We start from the raw sequence: 18,409 nt of genomic DNA on the forward strand, positions 1-18,409 counted from the left end.
TTTCGTTTCATTTGAGCGTAGCGCAGAAATCAGTGGTGATGGCCGCCTTCACCATGGACGTGACCATGGGCGATTTCTTCCTGGCTGGCGTCACGGATGTCAACGATCTTGACCTTGAAGTTCAAGCGCTGACCGGCCAGTGGATGGTTGCCGTCAACAGTGACGTCGTCGCCTTCCAGGTCACGAATGGTGACGATCTGCATCTGGCCATCGGGCGCCGATGCGTGGAACTGCATGCCCACTTCCAGCTCGTCCACACCTTCGAACATGCTGCGGCTCAGGGTGCTGACCAGCTCGGCGGAGTACTCGCCATAGGCGTCTTCCGGTTCAACGGCAACGTTCAGCTCGTCACCGGTGGTTTTGCCTTCCAGGGCTTTTTCCAGGCCCGGGATGATATTGCCTGCACCATGCAGGTAGACCAGCGGAGCGCCGCCGGCAGAGCTGTCGATGACCTCACCAGCGTCGTTGGTCAGGGTATAGTCGATGGAGACAGCCTTATTGGCGGCGATCAGCATGGGGCGAGACCTTTTGCATAAGAATGAAGAACGGACAAGTCTAAACAAGGATTTGCCCGAAAGCGAACGGAACCCGGACAAACGGGCTCGTTCGAACAGACCGACGGTCACCGGTTTCCATCAGGACGAGGATGGGCACTGGGTAGTCGAGCTGTCCTGCGGGCACACCCAGCATCTGCGCCACCAGCCACCGTGGCAGGCCCGGGCCTGGGTCCTGGACGCCGCGCAACGTATTGAAAAAATAGGCCAGCCCTTTGATTGCGGCTGGTGCGCGCAGGCCCCCGTTAGCGATAACCTTGGCGACTGAATTCGACGGTAGACACAGACCGCGCCCTTGCCATGCACCCTTAGAGAATCCGCATGCAAACTTTTTTTATCGCGCCCACCGACTTTGGTGTGGGTCTGACCTCCATCAGCCTCGGGCTGGTGCGTACCCTTGAACGGGCCGGGCTGAAAGTCGGCTTTTTCAAACCCATTGCCCAGCCTCACCCCGGCGACACCGGACCGGAACGCTCCACCGAACTGGTGGCCCGCACTCACGGTCTCAAGCCGCCCCATCCCCTGGGCCTGGCCCATGTCGAACGGATGCTCGGCGACGGCCAGCTCGACGAACTGCTGGAAGAGATCATCACCCTTTACCAGCAGGCCGCGATCGGCAAGGACGTCCTGGTGGTGGAAGGCATGGTCCCGACCCGCAGCGCCAGTTACGCCGCCCGGGTCAACCTGCACCTGGCCAAGAGCCTGGACGCCGAGGTCATCCTGGTGTCGGCCCCGGAGAACGAAGTACTGACCGAGCTTTCCGGGCGGGTGGAGTTGCAGGCACAGCTGTTCGGCGGCCCCAAGGATCCGAAGGTCCTCGGGGTGATCCTGAACAAGGTCCGCACCGATGAAAGCATCGAGGCGTTTTCCGCGCGCCTGAAGGAACATTCGCCCTTGCTGCGCAGCGGCGACTTCCGCCTGCTGGGCTGCATTCCGTTCCGGCCGGAACTCAACGCCCCGCGCACCCGCGACGTGGCCGACCTGATGGGCGCGCAGGTGCTCAACGCCGGCGACTACGAAACCCGGCGCATGAGCAACATCATCATTTGCGCCCGCACCATGCGCAACACGGTGGAATTGCTCAAGCCCGGCGTACTGGTGGTGACTCCCGGCGATCGCGACGACATCATCCTGGCCGTGAGCCTGGCGGCTATCAACGGCGTGCCCCTGGCCGGCCTGCTGCTGACCAGCGACACCCTGCCAGACCCGCGCATCATGGACCTGTGCCGAGGCGCCTTGCAGGCCGGCCTGCCGGTGCTGTCGGTCAGTACCGGCTCCTATGACACCGCCAACCTGCTCAACAGCCTGAACAAGGAAATCCCGATCGATGACCGCGAACGCGCGGAAATCATCACCGATTTCGTCGCCAGCCACCTGGATGCCCAGTGGCTGCACCAGCGCTGTGGCACGCCACGGGAAATGCGCCTGTCCCCCGCCGTGTTCCGCTACCAACTGATCCAGCGCGCCCAGGCCGCCAACAAGCGCATCGTGCTGCCGGAAGGCAGCGAGCCGCTGACCGTACAGGCCGCCGCCATTTGCCAGGCCCGGGGCATCGCCCGTTGCGTGCTGCTGGCCAAGCCGGCCGACGTCGAGGCGGTAGCCCGTGCCCAGGGCATCGAACTGCCGCCGGGGCTGGAGATTCTTGATCCGGACGCGATTCGCGAGCGCTACGTCGAACCGATGGTCAGCCTGCGCAAGAGCAAGAGCCTGAACGCACCGATGGCCGAGCAGCAGTTGGAAGACACCGTGGTGATCGGCACCATGATGCTGGCCCTGGATGAAGTGGACGGGCTGGTTTCCGGCGTGATCCATTCCACCGCCAATACCATCCGCCCGGCCTTGCAGTTGATCAAGACTGCGCCCGGCTGCTCTCTGGTGTCCTCGGTGTTCTTCATGCTGTTTCCCGAAGAAGTGCTGGTCTATGGCGACTGCGTGATGAACCCGCACCCCAGTGCGGCGGAGCTGGCGGAGATTGCCTTGCAAAGCGCCGATTCGGCCGCCGCGTTCGGCATCACCCCGCGGGTGGCGATGCTCAGCTATTCCAGCGGCGAGTCGGCCAGCGGCGAGGAAGTGGAGAAGGTCCGCGAAGCCACGTTGCTGGCCCATGAGGCGCAGCATGGCTTGCTGATCGACGGACCGTTGCAGTACGACGCCGCCGCCAACGAAGCCGTGGCGCGGCAACTGGCGCCCAACAGCCAGGTGGCCGGCCGTGCGACGGTGTTCATCTTCCCAGACCTCAACACCGGCAACACCACCCACAAGGCCGTTCAGCGCAGCGCCGATTGCGTCAGCCTCGGCCCCATGCTGCAAGGCCTGCGCAAACCGGTGAACGACTTGCCTCGCGGCGCCCAGGTCGATGACATCGTGTACACCATCGCCCTGACCGCCATCCAGGCCGCCAACCGACCCATGGATATCTAAATGCTGGACTTTCTGCCCGCCCCCTTGCGGGGCGTCATCGCTTCACTGCTGTTGGCCCTGAACACCGTCGTGTGCTGCACGCCGCTGTTCATCGTGGCGATCTTCAAGTTGCTGTTGCCCTTCCCCGCCGCCCAGCGCCTTACCGACTGGCTGATGAGCCATATCCACGAGGCCTGGATCAGCAACAACAAGGGCTGGATGAACCTGCTGCGCCGTACCCGCTGGCACCTCAGCGGCCTGGAAGGCCTGGACTACCAGCATTCCTACCTGATCACCAGCAATCACCAGAGCTGGGTCGACATCATGGTGCTGCAATACGTGCTGAACCGGCGGATCCGCCCGTTGAAGTTCTTTCTCAAGCAGGAGCTGATCTGGGTGCCGGTGATCGGCCTGGCCTGGTGGGCCCTGGGCTTTCCCTTCATGAAGCGCTACTCCAAGGCGTACCTGGAGAAGCATCCGGAAAAGAAAGGCAAGGACCTGGAAACCACTCGCAAGACTTGCGCGAAGTTTCGCAACAACCCCGTGGGCATTTTCAACTTCGTCGAAGGCACACGCTTCACCGAAGGCAAGCATGCCCAGCAACAGTCACCGTTTCGCTACCTGCTCAAACCCAAGGCCGGAGGCATTGCATTCGTGCTCGACGCCATGGGCGAGCAACTGGAATCGATCATCAACGTAACCATTCACTACCCCGGCGGTCGTCCGGGATTCTGGGACCTGCTGTGCGGCAAGGTTGGGGAAGTGGTGGTGCATTTCCAGGAGCTGAAGCTACCGCCGCAATTCATCGGCAAGAGCTACGACCAGGACGGCGCCTATCGCCTGGAGTTCCAGGGCTGGATCAACCAGCTGTGGCAGGACAAGGACGCGTTGCTCGAACAGATGCACCACGAGTATCCCGGCAAGTCTTGAGGTGTCGGTACGGGCCTCATCGCGAGCAAGTTCGCTCCACAGGTGATGTGGGATGAGTTCCGGTACTGTGTCCGCTGCTCCCCTGTGGGAGCGAGCTTGCTCGCGATAGCGTCCTTCGACAATAAAAAAGCCCGCAGATGATCACTCATCTGCGGGCCTTTGCTTGCCGCTTGAAGCTAGAAGCTCACAGCGACTTGCCTTAGATCGCCCCACGCTTGCGCAGCAGATCCAGCACCTGCTTGACACCCTCTTCCAGGGTCAGCGCCTGGGTGTCGATCACCAGGTCGGCATCCAGCGGCACGTCATACGGGAAGGACTCGCCGGGAATATTGTCGCCAGCGGCGGCGTACAGCCCCTGCGGATCACGCTGGGCACACACTGTCGGCGAAGCCTGGACATAGACCGTCAGCAGACGATCACGCCCGATCAGGTCCTTGGCCTGCTCACGCCCTTCGGCACTCGGCGCAACGAACGCGGCGAGGGTCAACAGGCCGGCTTCGTTGAACTGCCGGGCGACGTGGGCCGCACGGCGCCAGTTCTCGGTGCGCCCGGCACGGTCCTGTGGCAGGCCCTTGTTCAGGTCATGACGCAGGTTCTGGCCATCGAGCACGAACACCGCACGCCCCATGTCGAACAACTTGCGCTCCACCGCATAGGCCAGGGTGCTCTTGCCAGCGCCGGACAGGCCGCTGAACAGCACCGTGGCCGGTTGCTGGCCGAAGCGTTGGGTGCGCTCTTCCACCGACACATGGGCCAGCTTGCCGTGGTGCGTGCTGCTGCCGTGGGTCAGCGGCTGGGCGACGATCATGCCGGCACCGACCGTGCCATTGGTCAAACGATCGATGACGATGAACGCGCCGGTGGTGCGGTTGCTCTCGTAGCCGTCCAGGGCGATCGGCGCGTCCAGCGCGATTTTCACCTTGCCGATTTCGTTGAGCTGCAAGGCACTGGCCGGCCCTTCTTCCAGGGTATTCACATCGACCCGGTTGACGATGCTGGCAATCGAGCCAGGCACATAACTGGTGGCGCGCTTGATGTCGTATTTCTTGCCGGGCAGCATCGGCTCCTCGGCCATCCATACCAGCATCGCTTCGAAGCTGTCGGTGACCGGCGGAACGTTGTCGGCATGCACCAGCAGGTCGCCACGGGAGATGTCGATCTCGTCTTCCATGGTCAGCGTCACGGCCTGGCCGGGGCCGGCGTGTTCCAGCTCGCCCTCGAAGGTGACGATGGATTTCACGCGGCTGCTCTTGCCCGATGGCAGCACCACCACTTCGTCGCCCTTGTGCACGATGCCGCTGGCCAGGGTGCCGGCGAAACCGCGGAAGTTCAGGTTCGGACGGTTGACGTACTGCACCGGGAAACGCAGGTCGGTGAAGTTGCGGTCGCCCGCCACTTCCACGGTTTCGAGGATCTCCATCAGCGACTGGCCGGTGTACCACGGCGAGCGCTCGGACTTGTTCACCACGTTATCGCCCTTGAGGGCGGACATGGGCACGAAATGCAAGGTGGTGGGCTTCATCTTCAAGCCCTCGGCGAACTTCAGGTAGTCGGCCTTGATCGACTCGAACACACCCTGGTCGAAGTCCTTGAGGTCCATCTTGTTGATGGCCACGACGATGTGCTTGATGCCCAGCAGCGAGGCGATGAAGCTGTGGCGACGGGTCTGGGTCTGCACGCCGTAGCGGGCGTCCACCAGGATGATCGCCAGGTCACAGGTGGAAGCACCGGTGGCCATGTTGCGGGTGTACTGCTCATGGCCGGGAGTGTCGGCGATGATGAACTTGCGCTTGGCGGTAGAGAAATAGCGGTACGCGACATCGATGGTGATGCCTTGCTCGCGCTCGGCCTGCAGGCCATCGACCAGCAGTGCCAGGTCGATATCGTCACCGGTGGTGCCGACTTTCTTCGAATCGCGGGTGATGGCTTCCAGGTGATCCTCGTAGATCATCTTGGAGTCGTGCAGCAGGCGCCCGATCAGGGTGCTCTTGCCGTCGTCGACGTTGCCGCAGGTCAGGAAACGCAGCAGTTCCTTGCGCTCGTGCTGGCCCAGGTAGGCGAGGATGTCCTCGCTGATCAAATCAGATTGGTGCGACATGACAACCCCTTAGAAATAACCCTGACGTTTCTTGTCTTCCATCGAGCCTGCGCCATCGTGGTCGATGACCCGGCCCTGGCGCTCGGAAGTTCGCGTCAGGAGCATTTCCTGAATGATGTCCGTCAGGCTCTCGGCCTCGGACTCCACCGCGCCCGTCAACGGGTAGCAGCCAAGGGTACGGAAACGCACTTTCTTCTTGACGATGCGGGCCTTTTCTTCCTCGGACAGGTGCTCGAGGATGCGCTCGTCGTCGATCATGATCAGCGTGCCGTTCTTCTCGATCACTTCGCGCTCGGCGGCGAAGTACAGCGGCACGATCGGGATGCCTTCGAGGTAGATGTACTGCCAGATGTCCAGTTCGGTCCAGTTCGACAGGGGGAACACGCGGATCGATTCGCCCTTGTTGACCTTGCCGTTGTAGACGTTCCACAGCTCGGGACGCTGGTTCTTCGGGTCCCAGCGATGCTTGCTGTCGCGGAACGAGTACACGCGCTCCTTGGCGCGGGACTTTTCTTCGTCGCGACGGGCACCGCCGAACGCGGCGTCGAAACCATACTTGTCCAACGCCTGCTTCAGGCCCTGGGTCTTCATGATGTCGGTGTGCTTGGCACTGCCGTGGGTGAACGGGTTGATGCCCTGCGCCACGCCATCCGGGTTCACATGAGTGATCAGCTCCAGGCCCAGCTCTTCGACCATGCGGTCGCGGAACTTGTACATTTCCTGGAATTTCCAGCGGGTGTCGACGTGCATCACCGGAAACGGCAGCTTGCCGGGAAAAAACGCCTTGCGTGCCAGGTGCAGCATCACGGCGGAATCTTTACCGATGGAGTACAGCATCACCGGGTTATCGAACTCGGCGGCCACCTCGCGGATGATGTGGATGCTTTCCGCCTCCAGCTGTTTCAGATGCGTCAGTTTGTCGACCATGGCTACTCACGAAAACTTTCTTATGAACGGCCAGCGGGCCGTGTTCGAGCGAGGAATCCTAGCACAGCGACCTCTTCTAATCAGGGCGCCAACTAGATCGAAACAGCATATGGATATGCCTGGTGGTTCGGCCGCTATGGCTCTTTGTGGGAGCGAGCCTGCTCGCGATAGCGTGTGTTCAGGCGCATTAATGCTGGCTGATCCGCCGCTATCGCGAGCAAGCTCGCTCCCACCGTGGTTATAAGCAGTCAAATGGGATTCGGGCAGTCGATGAAGATGTGCTCCAGGGCAAACCGGCGTGCCAGGTAATCACCCAAGGCCTGGACGCCGTAGCGCTCGGTCGCGTGGTGCCCGGCGGCGATGAAGCTGATGCCGTTTTCCCGGGCGCTGTGGAACGTCTGCTCGGACGCTTCGCCGCTGAGGTACAGGTCGACCCCGGCCAACACCGCCTGGTCGATATAGCCCTGGCCGCCTCCGGTGCACCAGCCGACCCGGCGGATCATCTGCTCGCCTTCGATCAGCAACGGCTCGCGCCCCATGACTTCCTGGACCTTGCGCGCGAAATCACGAGCCGTCATGGGTTCGGACAAGGAACCCACCAGCCCGACGACCTTGGGATTATCCGGGTCCAGTGGTCCTTCGACGGTGATGTCCAACTGACGGGCCAATTGCATGTTATTGCCAACGTCGGGGTGCAGGTCCAGCGGCAGATGATAGGCCAGCAGGCTGATGTCGTGCTTGAGCAAGGTCTTGAGCCGCCGCTGCTTCATCCCGGTGACGCAAGGGTTTTCGCCCTTCCAGAAGTAACCGTGGTGGACCAGCACCAGGTCGGCCTCGGCTTGCACCGCGGCATCCAGCAGGGCCTGGCTGGCGGTGACGCCACTGACGATGCGCATCACCTGGGGCGAACCTTCTACTTGCAGGCCATTGGGGCAATAATCGGCGATCCGGCTGCTCGCCAGGTAACGGTCCGCTTCTTCGACCAGGGTGCTCAGGGCTACGGCCATGAAAAGACTCCTAAATATCCCGTTCAGAGGCACGCGCGGCCTCGTATAATGCGCGACATTATGGGCGGTCTTATCCCGCCCGCAACCTTCGTAGGACGTGCTTAATGCTCAAGGCGCTGCGTTTTTCCGGCTGGCCGCTGTTGGCTGGCGTGCTTGTCGCTCTACTGATTATCCAGCGCTACCCGGAATGGGTCGGCCTGCCAAGTCTTGACGTCAACCTGCAGCAGGCGCCGCAAACCAAGGCCCTGCAGCAGGGCCCGGTGTCCTATGCCGATGCCGTGACCACCGCCGCGCCAGCCGTGGTCAACCTCTATACCACCAAGGTCGTCAACAAACCCAGCCATCCGCTGTTCGAAGACCCGCAGTTCCGGCGTTTCTTCGGCGACAACTCGCCCAAGCAGAAGCGCATGGAGTCGAGCCTGGGTTCGGGCGTCATCATGAGTCCGGAAGGCTATATCCTGACCAACAACCACGTCACCAGCGGCGCCGACCAGATCGTGGTCGCCCTGAAGGATGGCCGTGAAACCCTGGCACGGGTGATCGGCAGCGACCCGGAAACCGACCTGGCGGTGTTGAAGATCGACCTGAAGAACCTGCCGGCCATCACCATCGGCCGCTCGGACAGCATCCGCATCGGCGACGTCGCCCTGGCCATCGGCAACCCGTTCGGTGTCGGCCAGACCGTGACCATGGGCATCATCAGCGCCACCGGTCGCAACCAGTTGGGGCTCAACAACTACGAAGACTTCATCCAGACCGATGCCGCGATCAACCCCGGCAACTCCGGTGGCGCGTTGGTGGATGCCAACGGCAACCTCACCGGGATCAATACGGCGATCTTCTCCAAGTCCGGCGGCAGCCAGGGCATCGGCTTCGCCATTCCGGTGAAGCTGGCGATGGAGGTGATGAAATCCATCATCGAACACGGCCAGGTCATTCGCGGCTGGCTGGGTATCGAAGTACAGCCGCTGACCCAGGAGCTGGCCGAGTCCTTCGGCCTGTCCGGGCGGCCAGGCATCGTGGTGGCGGGAATCTTCCGCGACGGACCGGCGCAGAAGGCCGGCCTGCAACTGGGCGACGTGATCCTGAGTATCGACGGCGAGCCGGCCGGCGATGGCCGTCGCTCGATGAACCAGGTGGCACGCATCAAGCCTACCGACAAAGTCGCCATCCAGGTGATGCGCAACGGCAAGGAGCTCAAGCTCACCGCCGAGATCGGCCTGCGGCCACCACCGGCACCGGTGGTGCCCAAGGAAGAGCAGTAACTGAGGGGCGCATCCTCGTTGGCCTGACACAACCCTGTGGCGAGGGGATTTATCCCGCCGGGTTGCGCAGCAACCCGTAATCAGACACCGCGGTCCATCAGATGAACCGTACCGGCTGGTCTACGGCTGCTGCGCAGCCGAACGGGGATAAATCCCCTCGCCACTAGAAATCCTACCGGCACTTCCACTGTGATCCTCTCCAGATTTCACTTGAAATACAGATAGCAGAAATTCTCATTAGTAGTGTTATATTGTTTCAATTATAAATTTGGAACAATATAACATGCCATCCTTGAAACGGCTCTCCTTCGCCAGCCTGGCCCTGGGTCTGCTGGGCGACCCGGCCTTCGCCGAAGAAGTGCAACCGGTGGAACTGGACGCCATCAGCGTGAGATCCGATTACGAATCCCCCACCGGGCCCGTGGCCGGCTATCGAGCGACCCGCTCTGCCAGTGCGACCAAGACCGACACGGCCCTGAGGGATATCCCGCAATCGATCAGTGTGATCCCCGCCAGCGTACTCAAGGATCTGGGCAGCACTGAGGTTGAACGGGCACTGGAGTTCGCTGGTGGGGTATCGAAACAGAACAATTTCGGCGGGTTGACGCTATACGAGTACAGCGTGCGCGGGTTCACGACGTCGGAATTCTACAAGGACGGCTTCAGCGCCAACCGCGGCTATCCGAGCACGCCGGATACGGCCAACATCGAACGCATCGAGGTGCTCAAAGGCCCGGCCGCCAGCCTGTACGGCCGAGGCGATCCGGGTGGCACGGTGAACATCGTCACCAAAAAACCCCAGCCCGATGCCTTTACCACCCTTCAGACAAGCGCCGGCAGTTGGGATCGCTACCGCACGGCCCTGGACGTCAACACGCCCCTGGATGCCGAAGGCAACCTGTTGTCGCGAGTCAATCTGGCGGTGGAAGACAACCACAGCTTTCGCGACCACGTCGACAGCCAGCGTGTTTTCGTCGCGCCTTCCATCAGCTGGCAGCTGAACCCAGATACGCGGCTGTTGCTGGAAAGCGAAATCGTGCGCCACAGCTCGACGTTCGACCGCGGCATCGTCGCCCCGAACAACCGCTGGAGCGGAGTTTCCCGTTCCACGTTCCTGGGCGAACCCGACGATGGCGACATCGACAACCACAACAACATGCTCCAGGCCGCGCTCGAACATCAGCTCAACGACGCCTGGCAACTGCGCCTGGCCAGCCATTACAAGCAGGGCGAACTCTGGGGGTTCGCCTCCGAAGCGCGCCCGTTGAACGCCGACGGGCGTACTGTCAACCGTCGTTACCGCGAGCGGGACAACGATTGGCATGACAGCATCACCCAGCTGGAACTGCGCGGCCTGTTCGACCTCGGTCCCTGGCAGCACGAACTGTTGATCGGCAGTGAATATGAGGACTACCGCAAGAACGAGCGCGTGACCACCATCACTGGCGGTCACTACCCCATCGACATCTATCAGCCGATCTACGGCCAGCCAAAACCCGACGGCCTGCGTACCGGCACGGACTTCTTCGAGCATGTGCAAAGCCGTGCGCTGAACCTTCAGGACCAGATCGTCTTCACCGACAAGCTGCGAGGCATGCTGGGCGTACGTTACGAGCACTTCGAACAGAGCATCGACGATCACACCCGCAACGCCACCGACCGCCAACGTCACGAGGCCCTGACGCAACGCGCCGGCCTGCTGTATCAGCTGACGCCCGAAGTCGGGCTGTTCGCCAACGCATCCACCTCGTTCAAGCCCAACAACGGCCTGGATGCCACCGGCAAGTCCTTCGATCCGGAAGAAGGCGTGGGCTACGAAATCGGAATCAAGAGCGAGCTCTTCGACGATCGCCTGAGCAGCACCCTGGCGGCATTCCATATAGAGAAGGAAAACGTCCTCGCACTGGACCCGGCTACCGACACCAACCGGGCCATGGGCAAGGCCCGCAGCCAGGGGCTGGATCTGCAGGTGACCGGACAGGTGACCGATGCCGTACGGGTGATCGGCGCCTTCGCCTACATCGATGCGCAAGTGACCCAGGGGGACAAGGCCATTCCCACGGGCAGCCGGATCCTGGGCGTTGCCAAGCACAGCGGCAGCCTGTTGGGGGTATATGAATTCCAGGACGGCCGCCTGCGTGGTTCGGATGTCGGCGCGGCGCTGACCTACGTTGGGGATCGTTCCGGACAGGCCGGCAGCGATTTCGAATTGCCGGCGTACCACACCGTGGACCTGCTGGCGCATTACAAGGCCAGCGACAACGTCACCCTGGGCCTGAACCTGAATAACGTCCTCGACGAAAAATACTACGAACGCTCCTACAGCAATTACTGGGTCACCCCCGGCGACCCGCGCAATGTCACCGTCAATCTCACCCTTGATCTATAAAAAGGAAAAACCCATGAAATGCCCCAAGACAGTCGCCCTTCTCGGCTTGCTCCTGGCGACTCAAGCCTCGGCCCATGGCCTGTGGACCGAACAGCGGCGTGGCAACATCGAAGTGATCTATGGTCACGGTGCCGAAGATAATGCGTTCAAGGCGCAGAAAGTCAGCGGTGCCTGGGCCTATGACCTGGGCGGCAAGATGATTCCGGTGACCGTGGAACGCCTCCCGGACCACGCCCGCCTGCAACCACTCAAGCCGCCCGCCGTGCTGGCAGTGGCGCTGGATAACGGCATGTGGTCCCAGACCGCCGACAAGAAGTGGATCAACGAAGGCCGCAGCAAGGTGCCAGGGGCAATCGAGTCGACCCACACGTTCAAATACAGCCTGGCGATCTACGAACCCGGGGCCAGGCTGCCAAAGCTCGACGAGATAAAGTTCGTGATTCGCCCGCAAGTCGACCCGCTGACCGTAGGGCCGGGCCAGTCGTTGCCGGTCCAGGTACTGCTGGACGGCAAGCCGGCGGCAGGCGTGAAGCTGGTGGGGGACTATCGCAGCGCGCCGGACACCGTCTCGGCTGAAACCGATGCCGATGGCCGGGCCAACGTCGTGGTGCGCAATGAAGGGTTGAATGTGATCGCCGCGCAGATGGAAATGGCCCTCAAGGACAACAAGGACGTGGCCACCCGAGGCGTATTCACCTCACTGACCTTCGTCGGCGAGCCGCATCACGATTAACACGCCGGGCACAGTCAGTCGCATGGATGCCGACTGACTGAGTCATCGCGAACAGGTTCGCTCCCACAGGTTCAGCGCCAGGCTTCAGAGTTCGCCGAGGGCTTCCACCAGCGCCTGGTTCTGTTCCGGCGTGCCGATGCTGATCCGCAGGAACTGGGCAATGCGTTCCTGCTTGAAGTGCCGCACGATCACGCCCTGTTCCCGCAGTTTCGCCGCCAGCCCCGCCGCATCGTGCCGTGGGTGGCGAGCGAAGATGAAGTTGGCGGCCGAAGGCAGGACTTCGAACCCCTTGCCCTGCAGTTGCGCCACCACCCACTCCCGATGCTCGATGACCAGCCGACAGGTCCGGTCGAAGTACTCCCGGTCGTCGAACGCCGCCGCGCCGCCGACGTTCGCCAGGCGATCGATGGGGTAGGAGTTGAAGCTGTTCTTGATCCGTTCCAGCGCTTCGATCAGGTCAGGGTGACCCACCGCCAGGCCCACCCGCAGCCCGGCCAGCGAGCGAGACTTGGACAGTGTCTGGGTGACCAGCAGGTTCGGGTAACGACCCACCAGGCTGATGGCCGTCTGGCCGCCGAAATCGATATAGGCTTCGTCGACCACCACCACCGACCCCGGGTTGGCCTGGAGAATCCCCTCGACCGCCTCCAGCGCCAGCAGGCAGCCGGTCGGCGCATTCGGGTTGGGGAAGATGATCCCGCCATTCGGCCTGGCATAGTCGGCCGGGTCGATCCGGAACTGCTCATCCAGAGGCACGGCCTCGAACCGAATGCCATACAACCCGCAATACACCGGGTAGAAGCTGTAGCTGATGTCCGGGAACAGCAGCGGCAGGTCGTGCTGCAGCAGGCCATGGAAAATGTGCGCCAGCACTTCGTCCGAACCGTTGCCCAGGAATACCTGGTTGGTCTGCACGCCGTAGTATCGGGCCACGGCGCCTTTGAGCAGGTCGCTGTTGGGATCCGGGTACAGGCGCAGGCTGTCGTTCAGTTCGGACTGCATCGCCGCCAGGGCCTTGGGCGACGGGCCGTAAGGGTTTTCGTTGGTGTTGAGCTTGACCAGACGGGTCAGCTTCGGCTGCTCGCCCGGGACGTAGGGGACCAGGTCCTTGACGAACGGGCTCCAGAATTTACTCATGTTCAGTTCCCCTGCCCGTCAATGGAAGGCTCGTCAAGGATGCGATATTCGGCACTGCGGGCGTGGGCGCTCAGGGATTCGCCACGGGCCAGCACGGAAGCGGTCTTGCCCAGTTCGGACGCCCCCTGCTCGGAGCAGAAGATGATCGACGAACGTTTCTGGAAGTCGTATACCCCCAGCGGCGACGAGAAACGCGCCGTGCCGGAGGTGGGCAATACGTGATTGGGACCGGCGCAATAGTCGCCCAGCGCCTCGCTGGTGTGGCGTCCCATGAAGATCGCCCCGGCGTGACGGATCTGCGGCAGCCAGGCCTGCGGATCGGCGACCGACAGCTCAAGGTGCTCCGGCGCGATGCGGTTGGCGACCTCGATGGCCTGCTCCATGTCACTGACCTTGATCAGCGCACCACGGCCGTTGATCGACGTATTGATGATCTCGGCGCGGTCCATGGTCGGCAGTAGCTTGTCGATGCTGGCGGCGACCCTGTCGAGGAATTCGGCATCCGGGCTGACCAGGATCGCCTGGGCGTCTTCATCGTGCTCGGCCTGGGAGAACAGGTCCATGGCGATCCAGTCCGGATCGGTCTGGCCGTCACATACCACCAGGATCTCCGAAGGACCGGCGATCATGTCGATGCCGACCTGGCCGAACACATGACGCTTGGCGGTGGCCACGTAGATGTTGCCCGGCCCGACCACCTTGTCGACCCTCGGCACGCTTTCGGTGCCATAGGCCAGGGCGGCCACGGCCTGGGCGCCGCCAATGGTGAACACGCGGTCCACCCCGGCGATACAGGCGGCGGCCAGCACCAGTTCATTGATTTCACCCCGCGGGGTCGGCACGACCATCACCACTTCGGCGACGCCGGCGACCTTGGCCGGAATGGCGTTCATCAATACCGAAGACGGGTAGGACGCCTTGCCTCCCGGCACGTACAGGCCGGCGCGGTCCAGCGGCGTGACTTTCTGGCCCAGCACCGTACCATCGGCCTCGGTGTAGCTCCAGGAGTCCTGTTTTTGCCGCTCGTGATAGCTGCGCACCCGGGAAGCAGCCTTTTCCAGGGCTTCGCGCTGGGGCACGGTGATGCGGGTCAGGGCCAGTTCCAGGCGCTCGCGCGGCAGGATCAGGTCGGCCATGGACGCCGCTTGCAGGCCATCGAATGCCTGGGTGAATTCCACCAGGGCAGCATCGCCACGCTCGCGAACGGCCTTGATGATATCCAGCACCCGCTGATTGACCGAGTCGTCAGACACACTTTCCCAGCTCAGCAGATGATCCAGATGATGCGCAAAATCCGGGTCGGCAGCGTTGAGTCGGCGAATCGAGGTGGGAGCGGTCATAGCGAGGGCCTCATAAATGGCAAATGCTCAGGCGCCCTAAGCTACCAGTCCATTCGCGTGGGCACCTGAGAAAATTGGCTATGACGCGGATAGACGGGCGCGACCGAGGCCGCGCGGGTGAATCAGTCGCGGTGTCGCGATTCCACTGCCTTGCGCAGGGTATCGATCAAGGCCTGGATACGGGCGTGCTGCATTTTCATCGATGCCTTGTTGACGATCAGCCGAGAGGTGATGTCCGCGATGAAATCCTGGGGCTCCAGGCCGTTGGCCCGCAAGGTGTTGCCGGTGTCGACCACGTCGATGATCTTGTCCGCCAGACCGATCAGCGGCGCCAGCTCCATCGAACCGTACAGTTTGATGATATCGACCTGACGGCCCTGCTCGGCGTAATAACGCTTGGCAATGTTGACGAACTTGGTCGCCACCCGCAGGCGCCCCTTGGGCTCTGGTGCGCCGACCTTGCCGGCGGTCATCAGCTTGCAGCGGGCGATTCGCAGGTCAAGGGGTTCGTAGAGGCCCTGGCCACCGTATTCCATCAGCACGTCCTTGCCGGCGACCCCCAGGTCGGCGGCGCCATGCTCCACATAGGTCGGCACGTCGGTGGCACGCACGATCAGCAAGCGCACGTCGGCCTGGGTCGTGGGGATGATCAGCTTGCGGCTCTTGTCCGGATTCTCGGTCGGCACGATGCCCGCTTCAGCCAGAAGCGGCAAGGTGTCGTCAAGGATGCGGCCCTTGGACAGTGCGATGGTCAACATGGAAACGTCAGTCCTTATCAAGGTACTCATGCCCGGTCGCAAGCGGCGCCGGACACACATCGAGGGTGCAAACACCCTCGACCTGAAACGAAATCAACGGACACATCCTTGTGCCCACGCAAAGTGCCTGCGCGACGATCATACTGCGTTGAAAACAGGCTCGGATGCTCATTGACAACCAGTCAAGTCGGGCGCGCGCCCGGCCGTTCCTCGCCTGTTTTCGCCTTGCCTGATCGCTCCGCAGTCACTTTCCAATTAGCCCGGCACGCGGCGGATCTTGGCGCCCAGCATCTGCAGCTTCTCTTCGATGCATTCGTAGCCACGGTCGATGTGGTAGATGCGATCGATCAGGGTATCGCCTTCGGCGACCAGGGCCGAGATGACCAGGCTGGCCGAGGCCCGCAGGTCGGTGGCCATCACTGGTGCACCCTTGAGTTTCTCGGTGCCGGTCACGATGGCGGTGTTGCCTTCGACCTGGATCTTGGCGCCCATGCGGTGCAGTTCATAGACGTGCATGAAGCGGTTCTCGAAGATCGTCTCGATCACCGCGCCCGTGCCTTCGGCAATCGCGTTGAGGGAGATGAACTGCGCCTGCATGTCGGTCGGGAACGCCGGGTATGGAGCGGTCCGCACGTTGACAGCCCTGGGCCGCTTGCCGTGCATGTTCACCTCGATCCAGTCTTCGCCGCAAGTGACTTCGGCGCCGGCTTCCTTGAGCTTCTCAAGGACGGCCTCGAGGATGGTCGGATCAGTGTCCTTGACCTTGACGCGGCCACCGGTGACCGCAGCGGCCACCAGGTAGGTGCCGGTTTCGATCCGGTCCGGCATCACTTTGTAGGTCGCCGAGTGCAGGCGCTCGACACCATCGATGGTGATGGTATCGGTGCCGGCACCGCTGATCTTCGCGCCCATGGCGATCAGGAAGTTCGCCAGGTCCACTACTTCGGGCTCGCGGGCGGCGTTTTGCAGCACGCTGCGACCACGGGCCAGCGCGGCAGCCATCATGATGTTCTCGGTACCGGTCACGCTGACGGTGTCGAAGAAGAAGTGCGCACCGCGCAAGCCACCTTCAGGTGCCTTGGCCTTGATGTAGCCGCCTTCGACGTCGATGACCGCGCCCATGGCTTCCAGGCCACGGATGTGCAGGTCTACAGGACGCGAGCCGATGGCGCAGCCACCCGGCAGGGCGACTTCGGCTTCGCCGAAGCGGGCGACCATCGGGCCCAGCACCAGGATCGAGGCCCGCATGGTCTTGACCAGCTCATACGGGGCGACCAGGGTCTTGATGGTGCGCGGATCGATCTCGACGCTGAGCTTCTCGTCGATGACAGGCTCGATGCCCATGCGGCCGAACAGCTCGATCATCGTGGTGATGTCGTGCAGGTGCGGCAGGTTGGCCACGGTCACCGGGCCATCGCACAGCAGGGTCGCGGCCAGGATCGGCAGGGCGGAGTTCTTTGCCCCGGAAATACGGATTTCGCCATCGAGACGAACGCCGCCGGTAATAATCAGTTTATCCATTAAGAAGAATCTCGAGGCCCGTGGGCTCAGGTGCGATCGGCCCAGGCCGCGCTGCTGAAAAATTTCATCGTGACCGCGTGGATGCTGCCATCGGCGATCCATGGGTTCAAATGGGCATAGATGCTCTGCTGGCGCTTCACCGGGGTCAACGCCGCCAGTTCATCGCTGATAACGTTCAACTGGAAGTTGCAGCCTTCGCCTTCCACTTCCACCTGCGTACCTGGCAGCTTTCCCTCAAGAAAGTGCTTCACTTCGTAAGCCTGCATGCTCAACCTCAATCGGCGCCCAGTGCGCGCGGGTCGCACATCATACAAAAAAGCCCCGCGCCTGCGAACCCCGCGAAGCCGGACTCTGACGGGGGGCTTGTTTCCAGGGTGTGTCTCAGGAATGTACCAGCAACTCGGTCAGTTCGCTGACCTGGGCGATCTCACGCATGTCATCGGGCATGCCACGGATGCTCCAGGCCTTGCCGGCCGCCTGGGCGTCCCGCATGAAGCACAGCAGCAGGGACAGCCCGACGCTGCTGGACTTGTGCACCGCCGAGCAGTCGAAGACCAGTTCGGTGGCGCTGGCGGACTTGATCAGCGCCTGGCCCTGCTTGCGCAGGGCCGGGCCGGTGCGGTAATCCAGCACGCCGCTGAGCAGCAATTCACCACCCTCGCCCAGACGGACGGCCGACTCGCTCACCGTCTCGTTCATTGTTCCTGCTTCTCTTTGGCTTCTTCGGCCACTTCCTTGGCCTTGGCGACTTCACCGGCCCAGCCGTTGATGGTCTTGTCCAGGTCGTTGCCGTTGCGCTGCATCGCGTCGGCGAACTGATCGCGGAACAGCTTGCCGATATTGATGCCGTTGATGATCACGTTACGCACCTTCCACTCGCCGTTCAGCTTCTCGAGCGTATAGGACACCGGGTAGATCGCACCGTTGTTGCCCTTGACCTGCATGTCGACGCTGGTACGGGTGCCGCTTTCGTCCTTGGCCGGCGAAACGGTGATGCCCTGGTTGTTGTATTCGAGCAGCGCGTTGCCATAGAACTGCATCAGGCTGCGCTTGAAGTTTTCCTGGAAGCGGGACATCTGCTCCGGGGACGCCTTGCGCGAGTACTTGACGGTCATGATGCTGCGGGAGATACCGTCGGCGTCCACCACGGGACCGACGATGCCATTGAGCGCGTCATAGAAGGCGCCAGGATCCTGCTTGTATTTTTCCTTGTTGGCCGAAAGGTCGGCCAACAACCGGTTCGTGGTGTCCTGGATGATGTCGTGCGCCGAAGGCGCCGCCACGGCATTGGCCATCAACGGCAAGGCCGCCAGCAGGACCAACAGGGTGCGTCGCAGGATGGAAATCATC

17 protein-coding genes are annotated in these 18,409 nt (G+C 62.3%); 6 read left to right on the forward strand and 11 right to left on the reverse strand.

Features of this window, described 5'->3' with window-relative positions; genetic code table 11:
* Nucleotides 1–29: 29 nt before the first annotated feature.
* Nucleotides 30–515 (reverse strand): FKBP-type peptidyl-prolyl cis-trans isomerase, encoded by a 486-nt coding sequence (locus BW992_RS02690; protein WP_072388337.1) that lies wholly within the window; start codon nt 513–515, stop codon nt 30–32.
* Here BW992_RS02690 and BW992_RS02695 point away from each other — a divergent pair.
* From BW992_RS02695 to BW992_RS02705, 3 genes are read left to right on the forward strand one after another with little or no spacing between them, the layout of a single operon-like run.
* Nucleotides 484–822 carry a DUF3565 domain-containing protein gene (locus BW992_RS02695; protein WP_072388749.1) on the forward strand — a complete coding sequence of 113 codons (339 nt, stop codon included), beginning with the start codon at nt 484–486 and terminating at the stop codon, nt 820–822. The genes BW992_RS02690 and BW992_RS02695 overlap by 32 nt on opposite strands.
* A gap of 53 nt (nt 823–875) precedes the next feature.
* On the forward strand, nt 876–2,975 hold the full coding sequence (pta, locus tag BW992_RS02700; protein WP_076405543.1) for a phosphate acetyltransferase: 2,100 nt from the start codon (nt 876–878) through the stop codon (nt 2,973–2,975).
* Entirely contained in the window at nt 2,976–3,884 is a 909-nt protein-coding gene (locus BW992_RS02705) for an acyltransferase (RefSeq protein ID WP_072430771.1), read from the forward strand. It begins immediately after the preceding gene.
* A gap of 199 nt (nt 3,885–4,083) precedes the next feature.
* Here BW992_RS02705 and cysN read toward each other — a convergent pair whose 3' ends face one another.
* The 3 genes from cysN to BW992_RS02720 all read right to left on the reverse strand — a co-directional run bounded on the left by cysN (nt 4,084) and on the right by BW992_RS02720 (nt 7,916).
* A complete protein-coding gene (gene cysN / locus BW992_RS02710; protein WP_072388344.1) occupies nt 4,084–5,982 on the reverse strand; it encodes a sulfate adenylyltransferase subunit CysN in 1,899 nt (632 codons plus the stop codon).
* A gap of 9 nt (nt 5,983–5,991) precedes the next feature.
* On the reverse strand, nt 5,992–6,909 hold the full coding sequence (gene cysD / locus BW992_RS02715) for a sulfate adenylyltransferase subunit CysD (protein WP_072388346.1): 918 nt from the start codon (nt 6,907–6,909) through the stop codon (nt 5,992–5,994).
* A gap of 248 nt (nt 6,910–7,157) precedes the next feature.
* Entirely contained in the window at nt 7,158–7,916 is a 759-nt protein-coding gene (locus tag BW992_RS02720) for a Nif3-like dinuclear metal center hexameric protein (protein ID WP_076405545.1), read from the reverse strand.
* Nucleotides 7,917–8,020: 104 nt separating this feature from the next.
* Between BW992_RS02720 and algW the strand changes: the two genes are divergently transcribed.
* The 3 genes from algW to BW992_RS02735 all read left to right on the forward strand — a co-directional run bounded on the left by algW (nt 8,021) and on the right by BW992_RS02735 (nt 12,303).
* On the forward strand, nt 8,021–9,181 hold the full coding sequence (algW, locus tag BW992_RS02725; RefSeq protein ID WP_072388350.1) for a Do family serine endopeptidase AlgW: 1,161 nt from the start codon (nt 8,021–8,023) through the stop codon (nt 9,179–9,181).
* 283 nt (nt 9,182–9,464) lie between these two features.
* Nucleotides 9,465–11,570: a TonB-dependent siderophore receptor gene (locus tag BW992_RS02730; protein ID WP_076405547.1), complete on the forward strand. Its 2,106-nt coding sequence runs from the start codon at nt 9,465–9,467 to the stop codon at nt 11,568–11,570.
* Nucleotides 11,571–11,583: 13 nt separating this feature from the next.
* Nucleotides 11,584–12,303, forward strand: a complete 720-nt coding sequence (locus BW992_RS02735; protein WP_072388354.1) for a DUF4198 domain-containing protein — start codon at nt 11,584–11,586, stop codon at nt 12,301–12,303.
* A gap of 84 nt (nt 12,304–12,387) precedes the next feature.
* On the opposite strand, the gene hisC is transcribed toward BW992_RS02735, so the two are convergent.
* The 7 genes from hisC to BW992_RS02770 all read right to left on the reverse strand — a co-directional run bounded on the left by hisC (nt 12,388) and on the right by BW992_RS02770 (nt 18,408).
* Nucleotides 12,388–13,440, reverse strand: coding sequence for a histidinol-phosphate transaminase (hisC, locus tag BW992_RS02740; RefSeq protein WP_072388357.1), 1,053 nt, complete (start codon nt 13,438–13,440; stop codon nt 12,388–12,390).
* Nucleotides 13,441–13,442: 2 nt separating this feature from the next.
* Nucleotides 13,443–14,780: a histidinol dehydrogenase gene (gene hisD / locus BW992_RS02745; protein WP_072388359.1), complete on the reverse strand. Its 1,338-nt coding sequence runs from the start codon at nt 14,778–14,780 to the stop codon at nt 13,443–13,445.
* A 122-nt stretch (nt 14,781–14,902) separates the two neighbouring features.
* Nucleotides 14,903–15,538 carry an ATP phosphoribosyltransferase gene (hisG, locus tag BW992_RS02750; RefSeq protein ID WP_076405549.1) on the reverse strand — a complete coding sequence of 212 codons (636 nt, stop codon included), beginning with the start codon at nt 15,536–15,538 and terminating at the stop codon, nt 14,903–14,905.
* A 255-nt stretch (nt 15,539–15,793) separates the two neighbouring features.
* On the reverse strand, nt 15,794–17,059 hold the full coding sequence (gene murA / locus BW992_RS02755) for a UDP-N-acetylglucosamine 1-carboxyvinyltransferase (RefSeq protein WP_076405551.1): 1,266 nt from the start codon (nt 17,057–17,059) through the stop codon (nt 15,794–15,796).
* A 26-nt stretch (nt 17,060–17,085) separates the two neighbouring features.
* Entirely contained in the window at nt 17,086–17,325 is a 240-nt protein-coding gene (locus tag BW992_RS02760) for a BolA family protein (RefSeq protein ID WP_072388365.1), read from the reverse strand.
* A 115-nt stretch (nt 17,326–17,440) separates the two neighbouring features.
* Nucleotides 17,441–17,746, reverse strand: a complete 306-nt coding sequence (locus BW992_RS02765; RefSeq protein WP_072388751.1) for an STAS domain-containing protein — start codon at nt 17,744–17,746, stop codon at nt 17,441–17,443.
* An 8-nt stretch (nt 17,747–17,754) separates the two neighbouring features.
* Entirely contained in the window at nt 17,755–18,408 is a 654-nt protein-coding gene (locus BW992_RS02770; RefSeq protein WP_072388367.1) for an MlaC/ttg2D family ABC transporter substrate-binding protein, read from the reverse strand.
* Nucleotide 18,409 lies beyond the last annotated feature (1 nt).

This window comes from Pseudomonas sp. 7SR1 (genome assembly GCF_900156465.1).
Lineage (GTDB): Bacteria > Pseudomonadota > Gammaproteobacteria > Pseudomonadales > Pseudomonadaceae > Aquipseudomonas.

Bases quoted from the DNA above. Each gene is read 5' to 3' on its own strand.
- murA (WP_076405551.1), bottom strand. From the start codon at position 17,059: ATGGATAAACTGATTATTACCGGCGGCGTTCGTCTCGATGGCGAAATC.
- hisG (WP_076405549.1), bottom strand. From the start codon at position 15,538: ATGTTGACCATCGCACTGTCCAAGGGCCGCATCCTTGACGACACCTTG.
- algW (WP_072388350.1), top strand. From the start codon at position 8,021: ATGCTCAAGGCGCTGCGTTTTTCCGGCTGGCCGCTGTTGGCTGGCGTG.
- BW992_RS02770 (WP_072388367.1), bottom strand. From the start codon at position 18,408: ATGATTTCCATCCTGCGACGCACCCTGTTGGTCCTGCTGGCGGCCTTG.
- cysD (WP_072388346.1), bottom strand. From the start codon at position 6,909: ATGGTCGACAAACTGACGCATCTGAAACAGCTGGAGGCGGAAAGCATC.
- BW992_RS02705 (WP_072430771.1), top strand. From the start codon at position 2,976: ATGCTGGACTTTCTGCCCGCCCCCTTGCGGGGCGTCATCGCTTCACTG.
- BW992_RS02720 (WP_076405545.1), bottom strand. From the start codon at position 7,916: ATGGCCGTAGCCCTGAGCACCCTGGTCGAAGAAGCGGACCGTTACCTG.
- hisD (WP_072388359.1), bottom strand. From the start codon at position 14,780: ATGACCGCTCCCACCTCGATTCGCCGACTCAACGCTGCCGACCCGGAT.
- BW992_RS02760 (WP_072388365.1), bottom strand. From the start codon at position 17,325: ATGCAGGCTTACGAAGTGAAGCACTTTCTTGAGGGAAAGCTGCCAGGT.
- pta (WP_076405543.1), top strand. From the start codon at position 876: ATGCAAACTTTTTTTATCGCGCCCACCGACTTTGGTGTGGGTCTGACC.
- cysN (WP_072388344.1), bottom strand. From the start codon at position 5,982: ATGTCGCACCAATCTGATTTGATCAGCGAGGACATCCTCGCCTACCTG.
- BW992_RS02690 (WP_072388337.1), bottom strand. From the start codon at position 515: ATGCTGATCGCCGCCAATAAGGCTGTCTCCATCGACTATACCCTGACC.
- BW992_RS02730 (WP_076405547.1), top strand. From the start codon at position 9,465: ATGCCATCCTTGAAACGGCTCTCCTTCGCCAGCCTGGCCCTGGGTCTG.
- hisC (WP_072388357.1), bottom strand. From the start codon at position 13,440: ATGAGTAAATTCTGGAGCCCGTTCGTCAAGGACCTGGTCCCCTACGTC.
- BW992_RS02695 (WP_072388749.1), top strand. From the start codon at position 484: ATGGAGACAGCCTTATTGGCGGCGATCAGCATGGGGCGAGACCTTTTG.
- BW992_RS02735 (WP_072388354.1), top strand. From the start codon at position 11,584: ATGAAATGCCCCAAGACAGTCGCCCTTCTCGGCTTGCTCCTGGCGACT.